The sequence below is a fragment of the Alphaproteobacteria bacterium genome, assembly GCA_033344895.1.
Classification (GTDB): domain Bacteria; phylum Pseudomonadota; class Alphaproteobacteria; order UBA8366; family Aestuariispiraceae; genus Pacificispira.
Window position 1 is genome coordinate 3628630 of record JAWPMN010000001.1, and the last position, 24118, is coordinate 3652747.

Sequence of the window (24118 nt, forward strand, 5' to 3'; positions counted from 1 at the left end):
TCAGGCAGGTTCCGTGATCGCCAGTCGCCTCAGCTTGCGCTCGAGCTCCAGATTCAGCGACGCAATGTCGAAATCGGCTTCAACCTTGAGCCGTGCCGCCTGACTGAGTTTTCTCCATCGCCCGCTTGTGTCACGGGCGAGTTCGACAAGGGAGCCGGTGAGGGCGTTGCGGTCGCGTTCCTGTACCAGCAGGCCGGTCCGGCCGTGCTCGACAAGTTCCGGGATCCCGCTGTGCCAGGTGGATACGACGATCATACCGCAGGCCATGGCCTCCATGATTGTCACGGGGATTCCTTCCTGGTCGCCGCTCTCCGTCGTGACACTGGGGGCGAGCAGGATATCCGCCTTCCGCATGGCGCCGGCAATGAAGTTCTGATCGCGCCAGCCGAGAAAATCGACGCGGTCCGCGAGGCCAAGTGCATCCCGGGTCCGTTCCAGCGCCTCGCGCAGCGGGCCGTCTCCGATAATGGTCAGTTTTGCCGCGTGTCCTGATTGAACCAGCCCGGAAAACGCGTGCAGGGCATCGTCGACACCTTTCTTCTCCACCAAACGGCCGGCGATCAGCAGTTTCAAAGGGCGTTCCGGATCGCGATCGCGCGGACGAAAGGTGTAACGCGCGGTGTCGACGCCCATATGGTGGATCTCCATCCGTTTCTCCGGGCAGCCGAGCCTGGCCAGTTTGCGCCGCCAATGCTCCGATATCGGCAGGAAGCATTCTCCGCGGCGGAACAGGTCACGATAGGCATTCGAATTTGAATCGGGATAGGCGCTGACATCCACCCCATGCATGACGGTTGCCAGCGGTCCGGCAATCATGCCCGCCTGCCGTAACGTGTCGGCGAATTCTCCGACCGGCCCGAAATGAGCCAGGATGGCGTCGAACCGCTTCGGACGACCGATCATGGCCCCCCAGTAAAGAAGCCGCCCAGACGTCGCCTCCCGACCATAGCGCGCGGCATTCATGGCGGTACCCAGATGGCGTGGACTGCGGCAGGCAAGCCGTAGAATGCGCCAAGGGGCCCTGGCGAGGCGCAGCGCCTTGTTGCGCGGCATGCGGGGGTGGTGTGACCGGGAGGTCAGGGCGTAGCGCTGAAAGTCCGGATGCACCATTCCATCGTCGCGTGGACCGTTCGAATAGACAGTGACGTCATGCCCCCGATCCAGAAGCCCGGTAACCTGATTGAGCACGAAAGTCTCGCTGAGGGCCGGGAACTCGGTCGTGAAGACGGCGATTTTTAGCCTTGGGATCATCTGTTGCGCTCCATCGCGATGGCGGTGGTCTGTCCGGCGGCATAGGCGCTTTCCCGCAGGTCCGGAAGGATCGCTCGGATTCGGTCCCGATAGGTCCCGCGGTTGTCCAGGATCGTCTTGCAGGTCCGGCACAACGCGGTCCCGGATATCGTCGCCAAATCCTGGACAATTTCTTCCATGCCCAGCCTCCTGAACAACTCGTTCGTTTTGAATTCATAGGCGATCGGCAGAACCGGGACGCCGGCGCAGAGGGCAAGGATCGCCCCGTGCATTCGGGTCGATACAAACATGTCGTATTGGGACAAATGATCCATCAGTTGCTGCGGCGTCCGGAAGGAGCGGTCGACCCGCGCGCGATCATGATAGCCGGGGCCTGCCTCGGCCAGGACCTGGTCCGCAACGGCAGAATCGTCGGTCCAGTAAGATCCTGCGCCCTGGCAGGTCGATACAAAGGTGACCTCAGCCCCTGAACCGTCGGTCAAGTGGCGCACCAGCTTGGCGACTGCCGAGATGTAGGCACGCATCTCCGCGGCCGACTCCTCTCCACCGTGAGGCCAGTCGCGCACGGAAATGCCGATCCGCAACTTGTTGCGGGGGGACGGCACAGGTGTGGGTCGTCCGGCGAGTGCGAAGGCCGCGTCGGCGCAGATCGCGATCTTGTCGCTGCGCACTCCAAGATCGAGTAGATGCTCGACCGAGCGCGAGTCGCGCACAAGGATCGCACTGGCGCCGCTGAATATGATCCGCAGCAAGGTGCGGTCGTGCGGAAAGGGCCCCAAACTCTGCGTGAACAGGACATAGGGCCGGCGCAGAAGGCGCGCGACCAGCAGTTCGAGAAGTTTGGGACGGATGCGGTAGTGGGGAACCAGATAGGTTCCGCCGGCGGATACAATGAGGTCACTTTCGGCATAGGCATCCAGCACGGACCGGATCTGAGGGGGCAGTGCGCGTCGCATCAGGCCTGCCAGTGGGGTGCGCCAGAGCGCGGCTGCGGCGAGCAACCGAACAAGGCCCGGGCGCTTGGTTTCTGGCGGCAGAGACTCCAAGGCGTGGTAGAGCGTTGCCTCGACCCGATCCGGCCTGTAGGCGGCCGCACTGTCGCGGGCCTGTTGGTCACGGACGCCAAGGCTGACATGTTCGCCGAAGGCATCGCGCAGGATGGCCTCAGTACCGACCATGATGGCCGCGTCGCCCGCATTCAGGAGTGCGGTGTTGGTAACCGTGATCTTCAAGGATTGACCCTCATCTGCATCATACGCTTACGAAAAGTCAGGGTTTCGATCAGCATTCGGCGCCCGCCCGGGGCGATCAGATAGACAAGGAGGGCGCCGACGACGGAAATTCCGGCATCGTGGAGCAGGGCATGTACGGCACCGGGCTCCGTCAGCATCGCGTCGCTGCCCAGGAAATGAATCAGGCCGGCGCTCAGGGCGGCCGCGGCGACAGGTAGAGCCAGAATCCGAAGGAATGTTGCGAAGCCGACCGGACCCTTGCGACCGACGTACCACAATAAAAAGGGCGCTCGTGCGAAGATGCCACCAAGGGCATATGCCATGGCGATGAAAACCGGCCCGAGCGGCAGGGAGATTGCCAGGGCAATCAGATTCAGACCGACATTGGCCATATTGGCGCGCAGCATCTCCGGCGTCCGGTCCTGGCTCATATACAGCCAACTCAAGGTGTAGGTCAGTGGGGCGTACATCAGGGACAGGCCCAACCAGGACAGAATAGGGGCGGCGCGGGACCATTGTTCGCCCAGGACCGCTGCAGTCACCGTATCCGCCGACATGAAGACCAGGGCCGAGACCGGCGCGGTCAGCATGCAGATGCGCTGGGCCACCGCCTGGTATGCGGTACGGTAGCGATCCGGCTCGTCAACAAGGCGGCTCAACATCGGTAGAGCGACCGAGGCAAGGGGCGTGCAAATGTTCACGACCGGCATCATTGTCAGTTTCTGGGACCGTTCGAACAGACCGAGAGGCCCGACGCCCCATAGCCAGCCGATCGCCATCTTGTCGGCACTACTGGCGAAACGTCCCAGAAGCATGGCACCGGTGGCATTCGTGCCGAACCGGATCTGATCGCCGATTTCGGACAGACGGCCGGGCCGTCCGGGCCGCCAGCCGCTGGTAAGCCAAGACCCGGCCAGCGTCGCGAAGCCCCAGGTCAGGCGCTGAAACACCAGGGCCCAAATCCCAAGATCCGATGCTGCCGCCGTGACGGCGACCCCCAGGGCCACGATCTCCGAACCGGTCTGCACGACGGACAGGGCCTTGAATCGCATCTGACGGCGCAGCAATGCCAGATGCTGGGCGCTGAACCCGGTGAAGATCATGGTCAGGGCGGCCGCCGCGGCGACATCCCTCAACACGGGTTCGTCATAGAACCAGGCCAATCCGGGGGCGATGCAGGCGAACAATGCGGCCACCGAAACACCGAGTGCGGCGTTGAGCCAGAACAAGGTGCTGAGTTGCCGGTGGGTGACCTCGGCGCGCTGAACCGTGGCCCCGGACAAGCCCATGTCCTTGAACAGTTCCAGGATGGTCAGGAAGGCCAGAACGATGGCGAACAGGCCAAACTCGTCCGGCGACAGCAGCCGGGCCAGAAGTACGATCGACACGACTTGAACGGCCACCTTGATCCCCTGCGCGATCAAGGTGACGACGCCGCCGGAAATCGACCGGCTTGCCAGGTCGCGCTTCAGGTGCCTGACGCTGAGCGGCCCCGGGCGTTCCGGGCCGTTTCGATCGTTATCGGGCGCCATGGGATTTCGCCATGTCCGGAATTCGGTCGCAGAAATCGCGGTATGCGATCTTCAGGCCCGTCTCCAGCGATGTCGAGGCATGCCACCCCAGCGCGTTCAATCGGCTGACATCCAGAAGCTTTCGCGGTGTGCCGTCCGGCTTTGACCGATCCAGCTTGAATTGACCCGTGAAGCCAACGGTCTGCGCAACCCGCTGCGCCAGTTCGGCGATGGTGATGTCCTCGCCGACGCCAACATTAACCGGGCTTTCCCCATCGTAATGTTTCATCAGGAAGATCAGCGCGTCCGCGCAATCGTCGACGAACAGGAACTCCCGGCGCGGTGCGCCCGTGCCCCATAGCACCATGCTGTCCTCGCCTCGAATTTTGGCTTCATGCGCCTTTCGGATCAGGGCGGCGACCACATGGCTGTTCAGCGGGTGGTAGTTGTCGCCGGGACCGTAGAGATTGGTCGGCATCGCCGAAATGAAGTTGCTGCCATGCTGCCGTCGATAGGCCTGACATTGCAGAATTCCGGCGATCTTGGCGACCGCATACCATTGGTTCGTCGGTTCCAGCGAGCCGGTCAGCAGGGCGGATTCTCGGATCGGCTGTTCCGCCAGTCGCGGATAGATGCAGGACGATCCAAGGAAAAGCAGCTTTTCGACGCCTGCCCTGTGGCTGGCATCGATAACGTTGAGCTGAATGCGAAGGTTGTCGCACAGGAAGTCCGCCGGCATTTCGTTGTTCGCGTGAATGCCGCCGACCCTGGCCGCCGCGCAGAAGACCAGATCGGGCTTGGCATCCGCAACCCAGTCCTGCGTGGCGACCTGATCGCGCAGGTCGACTGTTTCGCGCGACGTGGTCAGAATTTCGCAATCTTCATCGCGCAGGCGACGCGACAGCGCTGCTCCGACCATGCCACGGTGACCGGCCACCCAGATCCTTTTCCCGGCCAGTCTCGTCTGTGTTCCGATCATTGTTGTGACTCGCTGCATTGTTATCGTGAAGGGCGGCGCGGTCGGCATCGACCATTTCCGCGACAAGTTGCGGAAAAGTGGTCTCATGCCGCCAGCCGAGCGTGTTCATCGCCTTGGCGGGGTTACCGAGGAGCAGATCGACTTCGGCGGGTCGAAAGTATTTCGGGGAGACCTCGATCAGCAGTTTGCCGGTCTCACGAGAGAACCCCTTCTCTTCAACCCCTGAGCCACGCCACTCGATCTCATGTCCGATCCGGGCGAAGGCCAGTTCGACGAATTCGCGCACAGAATGCGTTTCGCCCGTGGCCAGGACATAATCGTCCGGCGTGTCCTGTTGCAGAATGTCCCACATGCCGCGGACGTAATCTCTGGCATGGCCCCAATCCCGGCGTGCATCCAAGTTGCCGAGATATAGCCTGTCCTGGAGTCCAGCATCGATGGCGGCAACCGCCCGCGTGATCTTGCGGGTAACGAACGTCTCGCCGCGGATCGGGCTTTCGTGATTGAACAGAATCCCGTTCGACCCGTGAATTCCATAGGATTCCCGATAGTTGACGGTGATCCAGTAGGAATAGAGTTTCGCTGCGGCATAGGGACTGCGCGGCTGAAAGGGTGTTTCCTCCGACTGCGGCGCGGGGGCATTGCCGTAGAGTTCCGACGTTGAGGCCTGATAGAAGCGCACCCGGTCGGTCATCTCGAGGATCCGGATTGCTTCGAGCAGGCGCAGCGTCCCCAGCGCGTCGACATTACCGGTGTATTCCGGAGTTTCGAAACTGACCTGAACATGGCTCTGAGCGCCGAGATTGTAGATTTCGTCAGGCTGAACCTGTTGCACCAGTCGGATCAGGTTCGTTGGATCCGTCAGGTCGCCATAATGCATATGAAACCGGGCGCCCTGTTGATGAGGGTCGGCATAGAGATGATCGACGCGACCGGTATTGAATGACGAGGACCGGCGCTTCACGCCGTGGACCTCGTATCCCTTCTCCAGCAGCAGTTCCGACAGATAGGTACCGTCCTGACCGGTCACCCCGGTGATCAGGGCGCGTTTGCTTGCCATTCTCCGTTCTCCACAGTGGTGCTCTTTGAGCGAGGTGAGGAATGCATGCTCACCGCGTCTTGGGCTGGACCTAATCAAGGGAAAGCCGGGCCCGTTCTCCAGTGACCAAACTGTGACCCCTGGGGACTTCGTGTGGTCGGGGGGGCGTTCCGGGACGTGGCGCCGATCACTTTCGGACCGTTCTGCCATGATCCGCGCGGAAATCTGGAGGTCACAGCTTGGTCACGCGTAATGCCCCTGCCGTGCATCTACATTTCAGACCACCAACAAACCCGAGGCCCTGATGATGGAGCAAGACAGCCGTGCAGATCTCCAATATCACCACGTTGGATACCGGCGATTGGTCGGAGATTTCCGCCCATATCCAGCCGGATTCCACAAGCGAACCCATGATGTTGTTTTTCCGGTTCACCGGACTGGATATCCCGATCCGGTCCGCAGCCACCCCCTTCGTCCTGGCGTGCTTGCAGACCTCGATGCTTGAGGGGGAAGCCGTCCGGCACGAGGGCCGGTTGGACCCGGGGCTGACGGACGGAGTGGCCCGGGGGCAGGAAATTCAGTCCGAATGGTTCGACTATTTGACTCAGGTGCCGATCACCGGCTCCGACAAAGCACGGTTGGGGGACCAAGGGGGAAACGCGTTGCTGCCGGGAAGGGGCGTGGCCTGCTGTTTTTCAGGAGGCGTCGATTCCTGGTATTCGCTGATCAAGAACCGCGAGAGCATCACGCATCTGCTGCTTGTGCGCGGTTTTGACATTGACCTTGAGAACGGAAATCTCTGGGAGCAGGCACTGGATCATGCGCGCCGCGTCGCCGATGCTCTCGGGCTTGGTCTGATTACCTGCGAAACAAATTTGCGTATGATTGCTGATCCCCGCCATCGGCATTGGGGGGCGAAGTTCGACGGCGATTTCTGGGGCCAGGCGCTCCATGGCGCCGCACTGGCCGCCGTCGCCCATGCGGCTGCGGGCACAATCGGCACCCTGATCGTGCCGGCAACCCATACGGTTCAGCAGTTCAAACCCTGGGGGTCATCCCCGGTTCTGGATCCGCAGTGGTCCGGGGCGCATCTCAACATCGTTCATGATGGGTGCGAACTGGACCGGGTTCGAAAGGTGTTCGAAATTGCCGAACATGCGGTTGCCGTCGAGAACCTGCGTGTTTGCCATAGCAACACCGACGAATTGAACTGCTGCCGGTGTGAAAAGTGCATTCGGACAATGATCGCGCTGAAGCTTTGCGGCGCGCTGCATCTGGCGACGACCTTTCCTGATCATCATGCGTTGGCCAAGCTTCACCGGCTCGATGTGCCGCCCCATCTGCTTCATCACTACGAGGCTCTGCTGGAGGCGGCGCAGGAGTTTGGCAATCGGGAAATGGTCAATGTTCTGGAAGTTATCCTGGGCCGCCGGTTTTCGGTGGAGCGCGCGGTTGCATCCGGCTTTCGGGCCCTTCGACGCCCCGGTGGGCGGCAACCTGCTTCGCTTCGCCCAAACCGGAGTGTAGCGATGAAGACAGTGGAGCAAAGGCAGGAATCCGGTGCCGACTGACACGCTTGCAACCCGTCAGCCATCGCGAACCGCAGATCCTATCGAAACCGATGCGAATTCGGCAGACCGATGGGATGCCTTCAAAGAACTGCCCGGATTGTACCGTGTCGCGCGCTGGATGATCCGCAGGATTGTCTGGCGGCTGCGCGGGCTTGAATTTGCCCTGCTTCCGGTCGAGCGGGAATTGTCGTCCACCGTGAAGGTTGCCTGGTGGCGTAAGCCGAAATTGTGGCGCCGCGGATTCTTGAGCGAATCCTTCGTGCTCTACGATTTGTCGCGAAACGATTGGGCTGACTATCTCAGCGATCTTGATCGTTCCGTGTCGGTTCGGCGCATCAACCGGGATTACGGCGTCGTGCTCGACGACAAACTGGTATTCGAACGTCTGATGGATCAGGGCGGAATTCCGCGCCCGGCTCTACACGGTGTTCTGCACGGGACAAGGGTCGATCCGTTCAGACCCGACGATGAACCCCGGGATTTGACTCAACTTCTCTATCGCCAGGGGGCGCTGGTTCTGAAGCCTGCCAGGGGCGGTGGTGGCAAAGGCGTCCACTTGGTTCAGGTCGGTGACGGGGATGCGATCTATCTGAATGGTTATCCGGTGGATATTGGCGAGTTTCTGGAACGTGTGACCCGTGACGGGACTGTGCTGGTCTATGACCGCGTTCGCCAGCACAATGCTCTGTCACAGATCTATCCGCACAGCCTGAATACCATTCGCGTCCTGACGATGACGGATCGTGACGGCAGGCCATTCGTCGCCCGTGCGGTGCTCCGACTGGGAACGGACGTCTCCCGACCAACGGACAACTGGATACGCGGCGGTCTCTGTGCCGCGGTCGAGCTCGACCAGGGGAGGCTGGGGTCGGCTGTTCGCTTTCCGGCGCGTTCCGATCGCCTCGATTGGTTGACGGTTCACCCGGATACCGGAGTGGAAATATCCGGCCAGGACGTCCCGCAATGGTCGGCGGTCAAGGAACTCGCTTTACAGGCGGCGGGTTTGGTTCCCTCCGCCCCCTATGTCGGATGGGATGTTGCCTTGTCCGAGCAGGGGCCGGTCCTCATCGAAGGAAACAGCTACTCCGGCGTAAACCTCTTTCAGGTCCATGCACCGTTGCTGACAACCCCGGAGATCAGAGATTTCTTCATTCGGCAGGGTGTCATTCAGAAAAGTGGAAAATAATTCTGCACGGATGGAACCTTTGTTCGGTGTCGCGCGTTATATGGTCGACAGGATGCGCTAGGCAGCCCCTCTCTCCCTCCTCCCTATCGCCAGCGTGTCTCTGTCCGATGGACTGTATCCCCAAGTCCAGTGCCTACTTGGCACCCCCTCCAAAACTGGACGCCTTCCTTCGGGAAGGCGTCCGATTTGTTTGAAAGACGCGCCATTCCAGGACTTGCAGCGTCATCTGGAACCATTCGTTACGGCAACCGTCTATTGGGGAAAGCCCGCAAACTCAACTGCTTGCGGAACCCATTCACCCACTTCGAAGGTGGAGGACGAATTGTCGATAACGACCTCAATGAATTCGGAACCCCGCTATCGTCCGAGAACGCGGGACGCAATGACCCGAGCACATCGTGCGGCGGACCGGTATCTGAAGACAGTCGGCGTGACCATCCCCTATGTGCGTAAGCAACTGGTACGGGCCGCCGCGGATCGGATCGACACCGACCAACGTTCACAGGACGAGCGCGTGCTGGCCGTTCGCATGCTGGCGAGCGTCGAGCGTGTGCTGTGTGATCGTCTGGGCGCGAAACCGGGCAGTGACACGACCGACCCGGATACCGCGCGGCGTCGTTTGATGTTTTCTATCAATCCTTCGACGGACAGCCAGATGCGCCTGCTGCTCGGTTCGGTCGGACCGCGCAGCCGGTTGGAGGCGGATGATGATCTGGTACGAATTCCGACAATCGAAAGGCGTGTTCCGATGCCGGTCCAGGAGGTCTCTTTTCGTCTGCCGCCCGGTGTCTCGGCGCCGGCGGACACTCCCCGCGTGGCTGGAGGCTGACTTCGGATACCCAGTGTTCTGCGATCGGGAAAGGAGCGTGGCATGACTTCCAGCGATGAGGCCCGCCGTTTGGCGGCTGTACCGCATGACCCGGACCCCGCGAACTGGGTGCTTCCGAACCGTGCCACAATCTGGCTGCGCCGGACCTATCTGTGCCTGGTCGCCCTTTGCGCCACGGGCGGGATCGGTATCGTGGTGTCGCTGCTTCGTCCGGATAGCGTGGCGGCCTATATCGCCGCGGCAGCTCTGGTCACGCTGTTTGCCCTGCTGTTTACCTGGATCGCCAGCAATTTCTGGATGATGGTGTTCGGCATCGGCCGTATGGCAGGCGACGCATGGGGGCGACGTGCCGAAGCGGGATCCGGCGAAAACACGGCACCAGACCTCGTTGACTGGCCGGTAACGGCGCTTGTCATGCCCGTCTACAATGAGGATCCGGCACGGGTGCTGGCCGGCATTCAGGCGACGCTCGAATCGATCGCCGCTTCCGGTGCCCTCGCCAAGTTTCATTTCTACATTCTAAGCGATACCCGGGATCCGGACATCGCGGTACGTGAGGAAATGGCGTGGTTGGAGTTGATCTCCAATCCGTCATTTCGGAACCGGGTATTCTACCGCCGCCGTTCAAACCCAACCGAGAGAAAAAGCGGAAACATCAAAGATTTTCTCGAGAACTGGGGGCACGCCTACAAGTACATGATCGTGCTAGATGCTGACAGCGTCATGACCGGCGGATGTGTCACGGAACTGGTGCGCCGCATGGAGGCCGACCCGCAATGTGGCCTGATCCAGACCTGGCCGCAGATAACCAATGGTCGGACCCTGTTTTCCCGATTGCATCAATTCGCGTCCCGCGTTTACGGGCGTATTCTCGCCTTCGGAATGGCCACGCTGATCAATCCGCATGGCAACTACTGGGGGCATAACTCGATCATCCGCGTCCGGGCCTTCATGGACAGCTGTGGACTACCGCGGCTACCGGGCCGGGGCCCGATGGGTGGAGAAATTCTTAGCCATGATTTCGTCGAGGCGGCTTTCCTGGTGAGACGCGGCTGGAAGGTCCTGCTGGCCCCTGATATCGACGGCAGCTATGAGGAAATGCCGCCGAACATCGTACAGCACATCGCGCGGGATCAGCGTTGGTGCCAGGGAAACCTTCAGCATGCCTGGCTCCTGGCAGCCCGTGGCATGCACCCAGCTTCGCGGATCAACTTCCTGACCGGCATTCTGGCCTATGCGACCAGCCCGATCTGGCTTCTGTTCGTCATCGTCGCGGCGGTGATCTCCTTTCTGGACCATTCACTTTTCTCCCCGGCAACGGTTCTGATGCGTGATGTCGGGGAAACCTGGTCTGTACGGGCCAGTTCTACGGAAAGTCTGCTGGTTGTCGGATTGCTCGGCGCGACACTGACCTTCATCCTGTCTCCGAAGCTGTTGGGGATCGGTGCCGCCTTGATGCGACGACGGGAGTCCGCGCCGCGCCTGGTCGGCAACTTCCTTACGGAAACGGTACTTTCAGTCTTGATCGCACCTACCGTCATGTTGCGGCACAGTGCGTTCATCTTTCGTCTGCTGCTCGGCCGAGGCGTCAACTGGAATCCGCAGCAACGCGATGAGGACCGACTGTCCTGGGGGGAGGCGACGCGGGCTTTCTCCTTTCAGACGGTTCTGGCAGCGGGCATTGCCGTTTCCGGCGTGATTTGGCCGACGGGTGTGCACCTTTGGCTGTCTCCGATCCTGGCCGGTTTAATGATCTCTATTCCTCTGGCCGTTTGGACCGGTCGGGTCCCCAGGGACAGGCGGGCGCTCCTGCTTCCGACGGACCAGACTGTCTTGCCGCCTGTCATGGCACGGACCAATGACCTGCGGCGGAACTACGAGGGTCGACTGCAATCCGGCGATCCGGTTGACCGAATCCTCGACGATCCGAAACTGGCCTCACTGCACCTCTACATGCTGGCAACCGAGCCGGGGGATGACGCTTGCCAAAGTGTCGAGGGGGGCATCCTGGCCAAGGTGCATGACGACGGCCGCTCGCTGAATGGCGAGGAACAACGTTCCATCCTGTCCAATCCGGTAGCCTTAAGACGCCTGCAGGCCGAACGCGCGGTACGCGTGAAACAAGCCTGACCCCCGGAAATCCGCGCAACAGGCCTGGGGCAGGGCTGTGACAAACAAGGTCACGGCCTTGCCCCAGAAATGTCTCCCCGACATTGCCAAGTTTCCCCCAGTACCAGGCTGGCCAGGTCAGCCCCGGACGCGGGAGGTCCCGTTTCCGGCAGTTTCATTTCATGGGAGAAACATCGTGAATCGGCAGGAAGATCTGCAGGCCCATATTCGAAGCCTTCACCGATTTGCTACCGGGTTGACCGGCAATCCGGTCGATGCCGAGGACCTTGTCCAGGAATGCTTGCGCCGGGTGCTGGCGCATCTGAAGGGCAACAACACGGTGACGAACCTGCGTGCCTATCTGTTCAGGACGCTGCGCAATGTTCATATCGATCAGTGCCGCAAGGAAAAGACGCGTGGCCATGAAGTGGATTCGGACGCCGACGGTGTCGAATACTTGAGCGTTCCCCCGAGTCAGGAGGACCGGTTGAGATGCGCGGAAATCTCCTCGGCTTTGGATGCCCTGCCGGCATCGCAGCGCGAGGTCATCCTGCTGTCCTGCCTGGAGGGGATGACCTACGAAGACGTCGCCGAGGTCACCGGCAACCCGATCGGCACGGTGCGTTCGAGGCTCCATCGGGCGCGAGCTGCCCTGCGTGATGCCCTCGACCCGCCCCGGTACGGCATGCCGCCGGCCGCAGTAGAGACAGATTCCGTTTCGATGGTGAGGAAGGCGTGAAATGAAAAACCAGGCCGGCAATACAATACCCTTGGTCAGTGACCAGTTGCTGGAGGATTACGCGGACGGCCGGCTGGATCCCCAGACTGAGAGGCGGGTCGAAGGGATTATCGCAAACGACCGAGACCTTCGTGAAAATGTGCTGCGCATGATCGCGGTGCGCGAAGCAATCAAATGCGAGGTCGCCACACGGGCCGGAGAGCCAAAACACGATCTTACCTGGGAACTCGGCCGTGCCATCGAGCGACAGCTCGATCAGCCGAAACGTGGAGCGGCGATGCGGATCGTACCTTTCGGGATGGTCGCTGCTTCCGCGGTTGCGCTGGCGGTTTTCGTCCATGAGGAAAGCCTGTTCCGGTCCGAGCCTTTGGGCCTGCAGCAGGCTGCGGTCCAGTCGCTGTTGCGCCCTGGGTCGCCGGAGCGGGTGTCGCAGACCAAGTCCCAGGAAGCCGTAGCGGAGGCCGTTCCTGTCACCAGGTCGTCGGACCGGGCCGAACAGGTGTCCGGCGATGCGATGCCGGAAATCGTGCCGGACTTTACGAAATTCGGCTTCGACCTCGTGGAGACCCGAATGGTGTCCGGCGACCCGGTGGATGCCGTGCATCTGCTTTATGAAGGGAAGAGAGGACGTCGGCTGTCACTTTACTACAGCGGCACGGAAAGTGCCGACAAGCAGCAGGTCTCCGTTCGGCAGGAGGGGCCGCTGGCGCTTCTGTTCTGGCATGCGGATGGGCGTTCCTTCAGCATGATCGGCGAGGTCCAACGCAATGAACTCCTGAACATGGCGCGTTTGGTGACCAAGGGGATTTCGCTCGACCAAAGTACTGAAAGTTCCCCTCAGGACGGAACCAACGCGCCGGACGAGCCGTCTTTGGATCAGGAAGGCAGTGTCGAGGCCCGGTCCGACGCCTGAGCGAAAGCGAGCCGGAATCAGCACTAGGGCGATAAGCCCGCTTCCGGAGCCGAATTCAACACGAACCAGCGAGGACGCAACGGAGAGTCTCCGAACCGTCGGGTGTTGAGTGCCCTGCGGCCATGGACTCCCGCCTCGAAGACCAAGGAATGAACGATGCCGATGCGCAATTCTACGGAAGATCTCGTAATCGCCCTGTCCGATCTTTCCATGCGTGATGTCGCGATGGTGGGTGGCAAAAACGCCTCGCTGGGAGAGATGATCGGCAAGCTGGGCGAAGCGGGAATTCGGGTGCCGGGCGGGTTTGCGGTGACGACGGCGGCATATCGCGCCTTTGTCGAACACAATGACCTCACGCGTCAGATCTCGGAATTGACCGAAATGATCGATGCTACGGCGCATCACGCAAAGATCGTCTCCGCGGAAATACAGGCAGCGTTTCGGCGCGGTGAGATGCCGGACAGTGTCTCCGCCGAGATCTGCGATGCGTATCACGGCATGATGCAGGCGGCCGGCGATGGCAGCTTGCCGGTCGCCGTCCGGTCCAGCGCGACGGCGGAGGATATGCCGGATGCCAGCTTCGCGGGGCAACAAGACACATACCTTTATGTGCGTGGCTGTGACGAAATTCTGCGCCGTGTGAAGGATTGCTTTGCATCTCTCTACAATGAGCGCGCCATCGCCTATCGCGCGGAAAACGGCGTCGACGATCCGGACCTGGCCTTGTCTGTCACGGTGCAGCGCATGGTCCGGTCGGACAGCGGATCCGCCGGTGTCGCATTCTCGCTGGACACGGAAACCGGCAACCCGGATACGGTTGTGATCTCTGCTGCCTGGGGACTTGGCGAAGCCGTCGTTCAAGGCAGCGTTGATCCGGATGAGTTTCAGGTCTTCGCGCCCCTGCTGGATCGCGATGTCTCCCCGATCGTTCATCGCAATATCGGATCGAAGAAATCGATGGTCGTGCCGGTTTGGTCCGACGCTGGTTTCACTGTGCGCGCAATCGATACGCCTGATGAGAAGTCCAGTCGCGCCTGCCTGGATGACCAATCCATCCTGAAGCTCGCCCGCTGGGTGAAGGCGGTCGAGGCCCATTACGGACATGCTGTCGATGTCGAATGGGCAAAGGATGGAGAGACCGGCGAGCTTTTCATCGTTCAGGCTCGACCGGAAACCGTGGTGTCGAAGCGAAGCGGCAGTACTCTGCGGCGGACCAGAGTTGCCGGAACTGGTGTGGTTCTGGCCGATGGTGTCGCTATTGGGGACGGTGCGGTTTCCGGCCGTGTGCGCCATCTGGTTTCGCCGGAATTTCAAGACGATTTTAGGGATGGTGAAATTCTGGTCACAGAAATGACCGATCCCAACTGGCTGCCTGTCATGCGCCGTGCGTCGGCCATCGTGACCGAAAACGGCGGACGGACTTCTCATGCGGCAATTGTGGCCCGGGAACTGGGATTGCCAGCGATCACCGGCGCGCAGAATGCGATGCGAACGTTGAGAACCGGCATGGGGGTTACGGTATCCTGCTGCGAAGGTGCCGTCGGCCGCGTCTATGACGGGGCCGCGGAGATTCAATCCGAAGAAATCGATCTGTCCGACTGCCGGCAGACCCGTACCAAGGTCATGCTGAACCTGGCGGACCCGACGCGTGCCCCAAAGTGGTGGAACCTGCCGGCGGATGGGGTCGGATTGGCGCGGTTGGAATTCATCGTCGCCAATCAGATTGGCGCACATCCATCGGCCTTGCTGAACCCTGCCATGGTCGATTGTCCGGCAACCCGGGAGAAGGTCGAGGCGCTGATCGGGTCCCACGAGGACGGTCGCGCCTATTTCATCGAAAAACTTTCCACGGGAATTGCAAAGATCGCCGCGACGGTCTGGCCAAACCCTGTCGTCGTTCGAACCAGCGACTTCAAGACCAATGAATACCGCGATCTGCTGGGCGGCAGTGTCTTCGAGCAAGCGGAAGAAAACCCCATGTTGGGTTGGCGTGGCGTGAGCCGCTATCTGCATCCGGACTACGCGGACGCTTTTGCCATGGAATGCGAGGCGCTGCGCAAGGTACGGGCCGATATGGGGTTCGAGAATGTTCACATCATGCTGCCATTCTGTCGGACGACGGGTGAAGCACGTGACGTCCTGGACCTGCTGCGTCGCCGCGGCCTGTCCCGCGGTGACCGGGGCCTAAGAATCCTCGTCATGTGTGAAGTCCCATCAAACGTCTTTCAGGTCGATGCCTTCTGCGAACTGTTCGACGGGTTCTCGATCGGCAGTAATGACCTGACCCAGTTGATACTGGGGGTCGAACGCGACAGCGGTCGCCTGTCGTCGCTGTTCAACGAGAACGACCCGGCCGTGCGGACCGCGATCGAGACCGTTATTCAGCGGGCGCACCTCCATGGCAGAACCGTTGGTTTGTGTGGGCAGGCCCCCAGCGACAACCCGGAGTTCGCGCGATTTCTCGTGGAGGCCGGGATCGATTCAGTCTCGGTCGTTCCGGACAGTTTCGCGGGGGTGAAGAAACTGGTCTGGCAGATGGAACAGCCGGAGCCGGCCACGCGAGTCAGCGCCGCCGAGTAATCAAGTCGCCATTCAATTCGGGAGCCTCCGATGACCGATTATCATACCTTTCACCCTTCCATTCTGCGTGCCTATGACATCCGTGGAGTCTATGGCGAGACCCTGAAGGACGTCGACGCATATGCGATCGGCCGTGCCTTCGGCAGTCAGATCGCGGAACGAGGGGGCAAATCCATCGCCGTCGGATGGGATGGTCGTTCCTCGTCGCCGGCACTGTCCGGCGCGCTGTCGGACGGGTTGGCCGAATGCGGCCTGACGGTGAGACAGATCGGCTGTGGTCCCACACCGATGCTCTACTACGCCGTCCATCACCTGAAGACGGATGGCGGCATCATGGTGACCGGGTCACATAACCCGCCGGACTATAACGGGTTCAAGATGGTGGCGGGAAAGGCCGCGATCTTCGGGGAGGAAATTCAGGCCATCGGCCGGCGTGCCATGCGGGGCGATTATGTCTCGGCGCGCGGCCGTACCGATCGGGATGACATCTGTTCCGCCTATGTCGAGCGGCTGACCCGGGACATCCGGCTGGACGATACCCTGTCTTGCGGATGGGATCCGGGAAACGGTGCGGTCGCCGAGATCCTGGAGGCCCTGCTGGAAGCCATCCCCGGGCGCAACTTCGCCATCAACGACACCGTTGATTCCAGTTTCCCGAACCATCACCCGGATCCCAGCGAGCCGAAGAACCTTGAACAGATTCAGCGCCTGGTCGGCGATCGGGGGCTGGATATCGGCTTTGCCTTCGACGGCGATGGCGACCGGCTGGGCGTGATCGACCGGAACGGCCGTATTGTCTGGCCGGATCAGTTGCTGGTGCTTCTCGCGCGACAGGTTCTGGGAAAACTGCCCGGCCGCACGATTATCGCGGACGTGAAGGCCAGCCAGACGCTGTTCGATGAGGTTTCCCGCGCTGGCGGCAAGGCGTTGATGTGGAAAACCGGTCATTCCCTGGTAAAGGCCAAGATGCAGGAGACCAACGCCCCGTTGGCAGGGGAAATGAGCGGGCACATCTTCTATGCCGACCGCTGGTACGGTTTCGACGATGCGGTCTATGCCGGTCTGCGCACCCTGGAGGCGCTGGCCGAAGACGGTCGGGCGCTGCACGAAATCGTAGACGAGTTGCCGGTAACCGTGGCGACCCCTGAGATCCGCATCGATTGCCCGGATGAAGCAAAATTCGATGTCGTCGAGTCGGTTGGACGTGGTCTGCAAAAGGGTGCCGGCAGGGTGATCGACATCGATGGGGTCCGGGTCGTTGGCGACGACGGCTGGTGGCTTCTGCGGGCATCGAATACGCAACCGGCACTCGTCGCGCGATGTGAAGGGGTCGATGCCGACGCCCTGGCGCGACTTCAGGACCAGTTAAACGACGCCCTGGCCCGATCCGGACTGAGCCAGGAAGTCGAACCAGTTCGTGAAAGTGCCTGACATGTTCATCAAGCACGCTGCTGCGACGAGAAAGGAACGGCCATGAAACCGGTACGAAAACTTGTTCTGCCCGTGGCTGGGCTCGGTTCACGCTTCCTGCCCGCTACGAAAGCGGTTCCGAAGGAACTGCTGCCGATCATCGACACGCCGATCCTCAGCTATGCGATCGAGGAGGCCGTCCGGTCCGGGATCACGGAGTTCATCTTTGTGATTTCTCGCGGGAAGGAAAGCATCGCCAGCCAGGTCGGTCACAAGCCGGAACTGGTTCGCATGCTTGAACGGTCTGGCAAGCTGGACCTCGCTGAAATCGTTGAAGCATCAACTATTCCGGAAGGCTCGGCCACCTTCGTTTACCAGGACCGGCCGCTGGGGCTGGGACATGCGATTTGGTGTGCCCGCCATGCGGTCGGTGACGAACCCTTTGCCGTCATTCTGCCGGATGATGTGATCCTGTCATCCACTCCGTCCCTGGCGGATCTGATCAGCGCGCATGATGCGGTGGGCGGCAATGTCGCCGCAGTGATCGACGTGGAAAGGCGGGACACCGCGAGGTACGGCGTCTTGACCATCGATGGAGAGGAGGGGCGTATGGTTCGGGCCTCGGATCTGGTCGAGAAGCCGGACCCGGACCGTGCGCCATCCAACATCGCCATCATCGGACGCTATGTGCTGGAGCCCGGGATATTCGACGCGCTGGAGCGGACGAAGGCGGGTAGTGGTTCTGAAATTCAATTGACAGACGCGCTGCGCGATCGGATGGCAGCGACCCCGTTCCATGGGGTCCGGATCGATGGTCAGCGCTTTGATTGCGGCACGAAGGAGGGGCTCCTGGAAGCGACGGTCGCCTTCGCGATCGCACGCGACGATACCGCGGGAACCATGCAGCGCATTCTTTCGTCTTACGGGCAGCACTCGGCATGGAGCCGGGCTGGATAACTAGGGAGTCGGCGAATGCCATACCATCAGGATATTTCCGCCTGCCTACGGGACCGGGTCGAACTCGGACTGAGCGAAAGTGAGCTGTCCTTCTTCCTCGACGCACTGGACCCGGCCCTTGGGCGCCTGCGCAAGGCCTATCATGACGGCAGCATCGGCCTGCTGCGGGTTCCAGAACGCGAGGATGATTGGCCAGGACTGAAGGAAATTGCCGGTCGCTATCGCGCCAGTTTCAGCGATGTCGTGATCCTAGGGACCGGCGGTTCGAGCCTGGGCGGGCGGGCGCTCTACAACATGTCGAACATTGGCTTCACAGAGCGCAAGCGTGGCCCGCGCATGCATATCGTCACCAATATCGACCCCTACAGCTTCGACGAATTGCTGCATTCCCTGGACCTGTCCCGGACCGGATTCATCGCGATTTCCAAATCCGGTGGTACGTCCGAAACGCTGCTTCAGACGCTGACCGTCCTGCCGATGCTTCTGCGGTCCGTCGGTCCGGATCGGACCAGCAAGGCGTTCAGCGTGGTGACCCAGAACGCCGACAGCCCGCTGCGACGCATTGCGGACAAATACAGTCTGCCGGTGCTGGAACATGATTCCGACGTCGGCGGCCGATACTCAGTGCTGACGACCGTCGGCATGCTGCCGTCGCTGATCGCAGGGCTGGATGCCGAAGCAGTGCGGGAAGGGGCCCGCGAGATCCTGTTCCGTACGCTTGATGCCGGACGTCCCATGGACAGCGCACCGGCGGTCGGCGCAGCGGTGTCCGTCGGCCTGGAACGCTACCATTCGATCAGCTGCTCCATGATGCTGGCCTATTCCGACCGTCTCGGCTCGCTGGCGCGCTGGTATCGCCAGCTTTGGGCGGAGAGCCTCGGCAAGGAAGGCAAGGGCACGACGCCGATCTATGCTGCCGGACCTGTCGATCAGCATAGCCAGCTGCAGCTGTGGCTGGATGGTCCGCGTGACAAGATGTTCACCGTGCTTGGCGGTCCGGTCGCTCCGCTGGCGCGTCCGGTGGACTGCGCCGAATTGGAGGATCCCCGCCTCGATTTCCTGGATCAGGTCTCGCTGGGTGATCTCATGGAGGTTTCCCGTCAGGCCACCACCGAAACATTGATCGCAAATGGCTGTCCGGTGCGCACGATCGATATGGATGCGATCGATGAGCGCTGCATGGGGGCGCTGATGATGCATTACATGCTTGAAACCATCCTCGCCGCCGATCTGCTTTGTGTGAATCCGTACGACCAGCCTGCTGTGGAACATGGCAAGACGCTGGCCCGACGGATGCTGCTGGAACGCAAGCAGGCGGCTGCGGAAGTCCTTCCGGAACGGGCCGCGTAGCTACTACCCTCCGCTCCTCCCAGGCCCGTTTCGGTGCCGGCACGTCGCAACTTTCGTTGCGGCGTGCCGGATCTTGAATCCCTGTGGATTATCGTCATGTCGGAGAGATGCAGAATATAAGACTTGTTGCCCTTGTTACCGCCCTCGTTCTGCCGGTCGGGCTGGCCGGTTGTACCGACATCCGCCAAACCGATCCCGACCGGACCGCGAACGAACAGTTGTTGATCTCGACGGCTGCCGACAAAGCCATCGCCGAAATGGATTTCTCCGGTCTCGGCGGCAGGTCTGTTTTCCTGGATACGGAATTCTTCGAAAGCTATGACAAGCCCTATGTGGTCGGGACATTCCGCTCCCGGATCGCCGAACTGGGCGGTAACCTGGCGTCGGAAAGACGCAAGGCCGACATTGTCGTCGAAATCCGGTCCGGTGCGCTGTCGATCAACCAGGAACTTTTCTATGTCGGCATCGGTGGTTTCGAGGTTCCGGTCCCACTTTCCGAGGCCGTGGATCTGCCGCTCGCAACGATCTATGAGGATTTCAATCGAACCGCGATAGCCAAGTTCGCGGCGGTTACCTTGTCGGCGGAGGAGGGCCGCCTAATCGAGAAGGTCGGGCCGGTCTACGGGCTTGCCTGGATCGACCAGGACGCCATTCTGGGCCTCGGCTGGGATACGGCGAACACCTTGCCGAAGGATGTTCAAAACAATCTGCGACCAAAAGAGTGAAGCCGGCTACCGAACCGCAAATTGCAGTTCGGAACATTCGTGTATTTCTCATTAAATCAAATAGATAGACCTTGTTTCTGATGCTGACGATCTGCGCCACCCGGAGCCGCGGTTATTCCGCCACGTCGGGCGCTCAGTCGGCATCGGCCGACATCAGGAAATGCGCGAAGCATTCGGCGGTGGCCTGGGCGTCCTCAATGGTAATCGCCTCTGCGGGATGGTGGCTGAGACCGTTCGTGCAGCGCGTAAACAACATTGCGACCGGGCACAAATCCGACATGGCGGACGCGTCGTGCGTGGCACCTGACATCAGCCGGAAAGGCTCGTAGCCGCTATCCGTCAGGGCGTCGGCCAGCCTGTCTGACAAGGTGGCGTCGCAGGGCACAGCCTTCTGCGCATAGGTCTTGTTCAGTTCGATCGTCAGCCCGCGTTCGGACGCGACCCGGCGGGCCTTGGCCGTCAGCAGGCCCGCAGCTTCTTCCCGTACAGCATCTTGCGCGGCCCGCAGTTCCATGGTGAACCGCGCCGACCCGGGAATTGCATTGGGGACGTTCGGGGTAACGGTCATGGCGCCGACGACCCCGACCAGACCGTCCACTGATCGACAATAGCTTTCGATCGACAGGGCGATTTCCGCCGCGCCGGCCAGGGCGTCCCGTCGTAGCTCCATCGGGGTGGTGCCGGCATGGGCCGCCTGGCCGCCGATTTCGATGGTCCAGCGTTCGATGCCGCAGATGGCGGTGACAACACCGACGGGCAACCCCTTTGATTCCAGTACCGGTCCCTGTTCGATGTGAACCTCGGCATAGCCCATCAGGTCAGACGGGTTCCGGCGGTTCGCGGACAGGTTCTCCGGATCGCCGCCAAACTCTTTCAGCGCGTCCGCCAGTACGATCCCATCCTTGTCCTTGCCGGCCAGATCGGCCTTATTGAATGTGCCGGCCAGCGTGCGCGGCCCCATCAGGGCGGTCGGAAAGCGCACGCCTTCTTCATCCGCAAAGGCCAGGACCTCCACCGAACAGGGCAGGTCCGCGTCCTTCAGGCATTCCAGCACAATGATCGGCAGGGCGATACCGAACATGCCGTCATACTTCCCGCCGCTCCGGATCGTGTCCTGATGGGACCCGACCAGAAGGGTTCGCGCGTTTGGTGGGCCTTCCCTGCGGCCGACAATCGTGCCGGCGGCATCTGTCCGGACGGTCATTCCGGCCCGGGTCATCCAGTCTTCGATCATGGCGGCCGCGCGCCGGTGTTCCGCCGTGAAGGGGCGGCGGGTCACGCCGGGGCCGGGTTCAGAGATTTCGGCGATCGCATCAAGGCGTCGCATCAGTTCCTGGCCGACAGTGTCAGGCAAAATATTACTGTTCAGCATCGGTATGGGTCCTCGTCGGTCGGCACCCCCTTGGTCCAGCCGAGATACGGTTCCGACATCACCATGTCGTAGATCATGCGCAGCCGCTTCAGCGGATCGTCGTCATAATCCACACGCAGGTCGACCGGCGGGCATTTCGGATGAACGGTCCGGATTGCAGCCGACATGATCCCCCGTGCATCGCCGCCGGCCAATGTACCCGCGCGCAAGACGTCGATCAGACGGCATCCGAATTCCGGTGAGACCGTTGCATCGGTGGAGATGTAGGTTTCGGCCATCTTTTCCAGGAGTGTGCAATTGGTCAGCCAGTTGCCGGCGACGACAAAGCCGGCACCCAGAATGTGATCCTTCGCGTCATTGTTGGATTGACCGGTCCAGGCAGCGACACCGCCGGTTCGGTCCAGTACGGAGAGTTGTCGATATTCGCGCCCGGAATCTTCACCGGTCACTCTGTCCACGACTTCCTGCGCCGATACGCCGTCCCCGAGAAGGGACAGGGCGCGGTCCCCCCAAAGCGGGCTGACACTGTATCCCTGGGTCGCGACGGCTCCTGTGCCGGATGCCGCCCGCAGGACCCATCCGCCCACGGCAAGATTACCGGTCGCCGCGGCACCGCCTATCATGCCTGTAGCCTGATCCATCGCAAGAATTGAGAAGGTCACGTTTATGCTTTCCAACCGCAATTTCATTTTGTTGGAATTTATCATAATAAACTTGTCGATGCAAATTTATTATGATAATTAAAAAGTATAACAGGGTGTGCTAACAGGAGACGAAAATGGCCTTTCTAAAGAAGTTTCGGCTGGGGGTGGGGCTGGCGGCGGCCGCCTTCGCCGCACAGGCTGCGGAGGCTCAGACGCCTCCCGGTGTTTTGGTCGTCGGGCAGATCGCGGAGCCGAAATCGCTGGATCCAGCGGCGGTCACCGCGGTGAACGATTTCCGGATTCTGATGAACGTCTATGACGGTCTTGTCCGCTACAAGGACGGCACGCTGGAGGTCGAGCCGGCCCTGGCGGAAAGCTGGACGATCAGCGATGACGGCACGGAATACACGTTCGAGCTACGGGACGACGTGACCTTCCACGATGGCACAGATTTCAATGCCGAGGCGGTCGTCTTCAATTTCGACCGCATGCTGGACGAGACCCACCCGTATCACGATACGGGGCCGTTCCCGCTGTCCTTCTTCTTCTCGGCGGTTCAGGATGTCGAGGCCGTGGATTCCGATACGGTCAAGTTCACGCTGGATGCGCCCTATGCGCCGTTTCTGTCGAACCTGGCCTATCCGACCGGTCTGATCGCTTCTCCGGCGGCGATCGCGGAGAAGGGCAAGGATTTCGGACGCGCGCCGGTGGGGACCGGTCCGTTCAAATTCGCGGAGTGGGAGTCCAACGCCAAGGTCGTGGTAACCCGAAACGAGGCATACTGGGATGGTGCACCGTTTCTGGAGGCGGTTGTCTTCCGGCCGATCACCGATGCCAATACCCGGGTTGCTGAAATGCTGTCCGGCGGCATTGATGTGATGGTGGAGATTCCGCCGGATTCCGTATCTTCCTTCGACGGCAACGGTTTCAGGCTGCATGAGCAGGCGGGCCCGCATCTTTGGTTCCTGATCCTGAACGCGAAGGAAGGGCCTTTCGCCGACAAGCGTGTGCGCCAGGCGATCAACTACGCCATCGACAAGAAGGCGCTGGTCGATCAGATCCTGCAGGGAACCGCCGAGGTCGCGTCGGGTCCGACGCCGCCAGCATTCTCCTGGGCGTATAACGAGTCGCTTCAGCCCTATCCCTACGATCCGGAAAAGGCGAAGGCGCTGCTGAAGGAAGCCGGCCATGACGGCGCGGATCTGACCTTCTATGTCACCGAAGGGGGGTCCGGCATGCTGGATCCGGTGCCGATGGGTTCCGCCATCCAGGCGGATCTGGCCAAGATCGGTCTGAATGTCACCATCGAGACCTATGAGTGGAATACCTTCCTGGGCAAGGTGAATCCCGGTCTGGAAGGCAAGGCGGACATGGCCGAGATGGCCTGGATGACGAACGATCCGGACACGCTGCCATATCTGGCATTGCGCACCGATGCCTGGCCGGACAAGGGCGGGTTCAATTCGGGCTATTATTCCAATCCCGAGGTGGACAAGCTGCTGGAAGCGGCGCGCAGCGCGACCGATCAGGAAAAGCGGGCGCAACTGTATCAAGAGATGCAGGAGATCGTGTATGAAGATGCCCCGTGGGCTTTCATCGCGAACTGGAAGCAGAATGCCGCGACGTCCGATCTGGTGTCCGGTTTCAGCCTGCAACCGTCCTTCTTCCTGCTTCTGAAGGACGTGGAAAAGGGTTGACGTCCCGAGGTGGCGAACCGGGCG

The 24118-nt window shown here is 61.1% G+C and carries 18 protein-coding genes and 1 pseudogene; 12 read left to right on the plus strand and 7 right to left on the minus strand.

Features of this window, described 5'->3' with window-relative positions:
* The 5 genes and pseudogenes from R8L07_17470 to gmd all read right to left on the minus strand — a co-directional run bounded on the left by R8L07_17470 (nucleotide 1) and on the right by gmd (nucleotide 6033).
* Entirely contained in the window at nucleotides 1-1251 is a 1251-nt protein-coding gene (locus tag R8L07_17470; protein MDW3207332.1) for a glycosyltransferase, read from the minus strand.
* Nucleotides 1248-2483, minus strand: coding sequence for a polysaccharide pyruvyl transferase family protein (locus R8L07_17475; protein ID MDW3207333.1), 1236 nt, complete (start codon nucleotides 2481-2483; stop codon nucleotides 1248-1250). The genes R8L07_17470 and R8L07_17475 overlap by 4 nt, the downstream gene beginning before the upstream one ends.
* Nucleotides 2480-4015: a lipopolysaccharide biosynthesis protein gene (locus tag R8L07_17480; protein ID MDW3207334.1), complete on the minus strand. Its 1536-nt coding sequence runs from the start codon at nucleotides 4013-4015 to the stop codon at nucleotides 2480-2482. Before R8L07_17480 ends, R8L07_17475 begins: the two co-directional genes overlap by 4 nt.
* Nucleotides 4002-4973, minus strand: a complete 972-nt coding sequence (locus tag R8L07_17485) for a GDP-L-fucose synthase (protein ID MDW3207335.1) — start codon at nucleotides 4971-4973, stop codon at nucleotides 4002-4004. The genes R8L07_17480 and R8L07_17485 overlap by 14 nt, the downstream gene beginning before the upstream one ends.
* A 49-nt stretch (nucleotides 4974-5022) precedes the next feature.
* Nucleotides 5023-6033, minus strand: a pseudogene (gmd, locus tag R8L07_17490) (GDP-mannose 4,6-dehydratase).
* A 302-nt stretch (nucleotides 6034-6335) separates the two neighbouring features.
* Here gmd and R8L07_17495 point away from each other — a divergent pair.
* From R8L07_17495 to R8L07_17545, 11 genes are all read left to right on the plus strand, one after another.
* Nucleotides 6336-7583 carry a hypothetical protein gene (locus R8L07_17495; protein ID MDW3207336.1) on the plus strand — a complete coding sequence of 416 codons (1248 nt, stop codon included), beginning with the start codon at nucleotides 6336-6338 and terminating at the stop codon, nucleotides 7581-7583.
* Nucleotides 7573-8769, plus strand: a complete 1197-nt coding sequence (locus R8L07_17500) for a sugar-transfer associated ATP-grasp domain-containing protein (GenBank protein MDW3207337.1) — start codon at nucleotides 7573-7575, stop codon at nucleotides 8767-8769. The genes R8L07_17495 and R8L07_17500 overlap by 11 nt, the downstream gene beginning before the upstream one ends.
* A gap of 382 nt (nucleotides 8770-9151) precedes the next feature.
* Complete coding sequence (locus R8L07_17505; GenBank protein MDW3207338.1) at nucleotides 9152-9598, plus strand: hypothetical protein; 447 nt, start codon at nucleotides 9152-9154, stop codon at nucleotides 9596-9598.
* Between the two features lie 42 nt (nucleotides 9599-9640).
* Nucleotides 9641-11728: a glucans biosynthesis glucosyltransferase MdoH gene (mdoH, locus tag R8L07_17510; GenBank protein MDW3207339.1), complete on the plus strand. Its 2088-nt coding sequence runs from the start codon at nucleotides 9641-9643 to the stop codon at nucleotides 11726-11728.
* A 175-nt stretch (nucleotides 11729-11903) separates the two neighbouring features.
* On the plus strand, nucleotides 11904-12446 hold the full coding sequence (locus tag R8L07_17515; protein ID MDW3207340.1) for a sigma-70 family RNA polymerase sigma factor: 543 nt from the start codon (nucleotides 11904-11906) through the stop codon (nucleotides 12444-12446).
* A gap of 1 nt (nucleotide 12447) precedes the next feature.
* Entirely contained in the window at nucleotides 12448-13359 is a 912-nt protein-coding gene (locus R8L07_17520; protein MDW3207341.1) for a hypothetical protein, read from the plus strand.
* 162 nt (nucleotides 13360-13521) lie between these two features.
* Nucleotides 13522-15939, plus strand: a complete 2418-nt coding sequence (ppsA, locus tag R8L07_17525) for a phosphoenolpyruvate synthase (GenBank protein ID MDW3207342.1) — start codon at nucleotides 13522-13524, stop codon at nucleotides 15937-15939.
* A 30-nt stretch (nucleotides 15940-15969) separates the two neighbouring features.
* On the plus strand, nucleotides 15970-17370 hold the full coding sequence (locus R8L07_17530) for a phosphomannomutase/phosphoglucomutase (protein ID MDW3207343.1): 1401 nt from the start codon (nucleotides 15970-15972) through the stop codon (nucleotides 17368-17370).
* Nucleotides 17371-17412: 42 nt separating this feature from the next.
* Nucleotides 17413-18306, plus strand: a complete 894-nt coding sequence (locus R8L07_17535; protein ID MDW3207344.1) for a UTP--glucose-1-phosphate uridylyltransferase — start codon at nucleotides 17413-17415, stop codon at nucleotides 18304-18306.
* A gap of 15 nt (nucleotides 18307-18321) precedes the next feature.
* Nucleotides 18322-19656, plus strand: a complete 1335-nt coding sequence (locus tag R8L07_17540) for a glucose-6-phosphate isomerase (protein MDW3207345.1) — start codon at nucleotides 18322-18324, stop codon at nucleotides 19654-19656.
* Nucleotides 19657-19763: 107 nt separating this feature from the next.
* Nucleotides 19764-20381, plus strand: coding sequence for a DUF6655 family protein (locus tag R8L07_17545; GenBank protein ID MDW3207346.1), 618 nt, complete (start codon nucleotides 19764-19766; stop codon nucleotides 20379-20381).
* Between the two features lie 133 nt (nucleotides 20382-20514).
* Here the strand turns inward: R8L07_17545 and R8L07_17550 are convergent, their stop codons facing one another.
* A complete protein-coding gene (locus R8L07_17550) occupies nucleotides 20515-21753 on the minus strand; it encodes a M20 family metallo-hydrolase (protein ID MDW3207347.1) in 1239 nt (412 codons plus the stop codon).
* Nucleotides 21747-22415: a DUF1028 domain-containing protein gene (locus R8L07_17555; protein ID MDW3207348.1), complete on the minus strand. Its 669-nt coding sequence runs from the start codon at nucleotides 22413-22415 to the stop codon at nucleotides 21747-21749. Before R8L07_17555 ends, R8L07_17550 begins: the two co-directional genes overlap by 7 nt.
* A gap of 116 nt (nucleotides 22416-22531) precedes the next feature.
* Here R8L07_17555 and R8L07_17560 point away from each other — a divergent pair, with 116 nt between their 5' ends.
* Nucleotides 22532-24094 (plus strand): ABC transporter substrate-binding protein, encoded by a 1563-nt coding sequence (locus R8L07_17560; GenBank protein ID MDW3207349.1) that lies wholly within the window; start codon nucleotides 22532-22534, stop codon nucleotides 24092-24094.
* Nucleotides 24095-24118 lie beyond the last annotated feature (24 nt).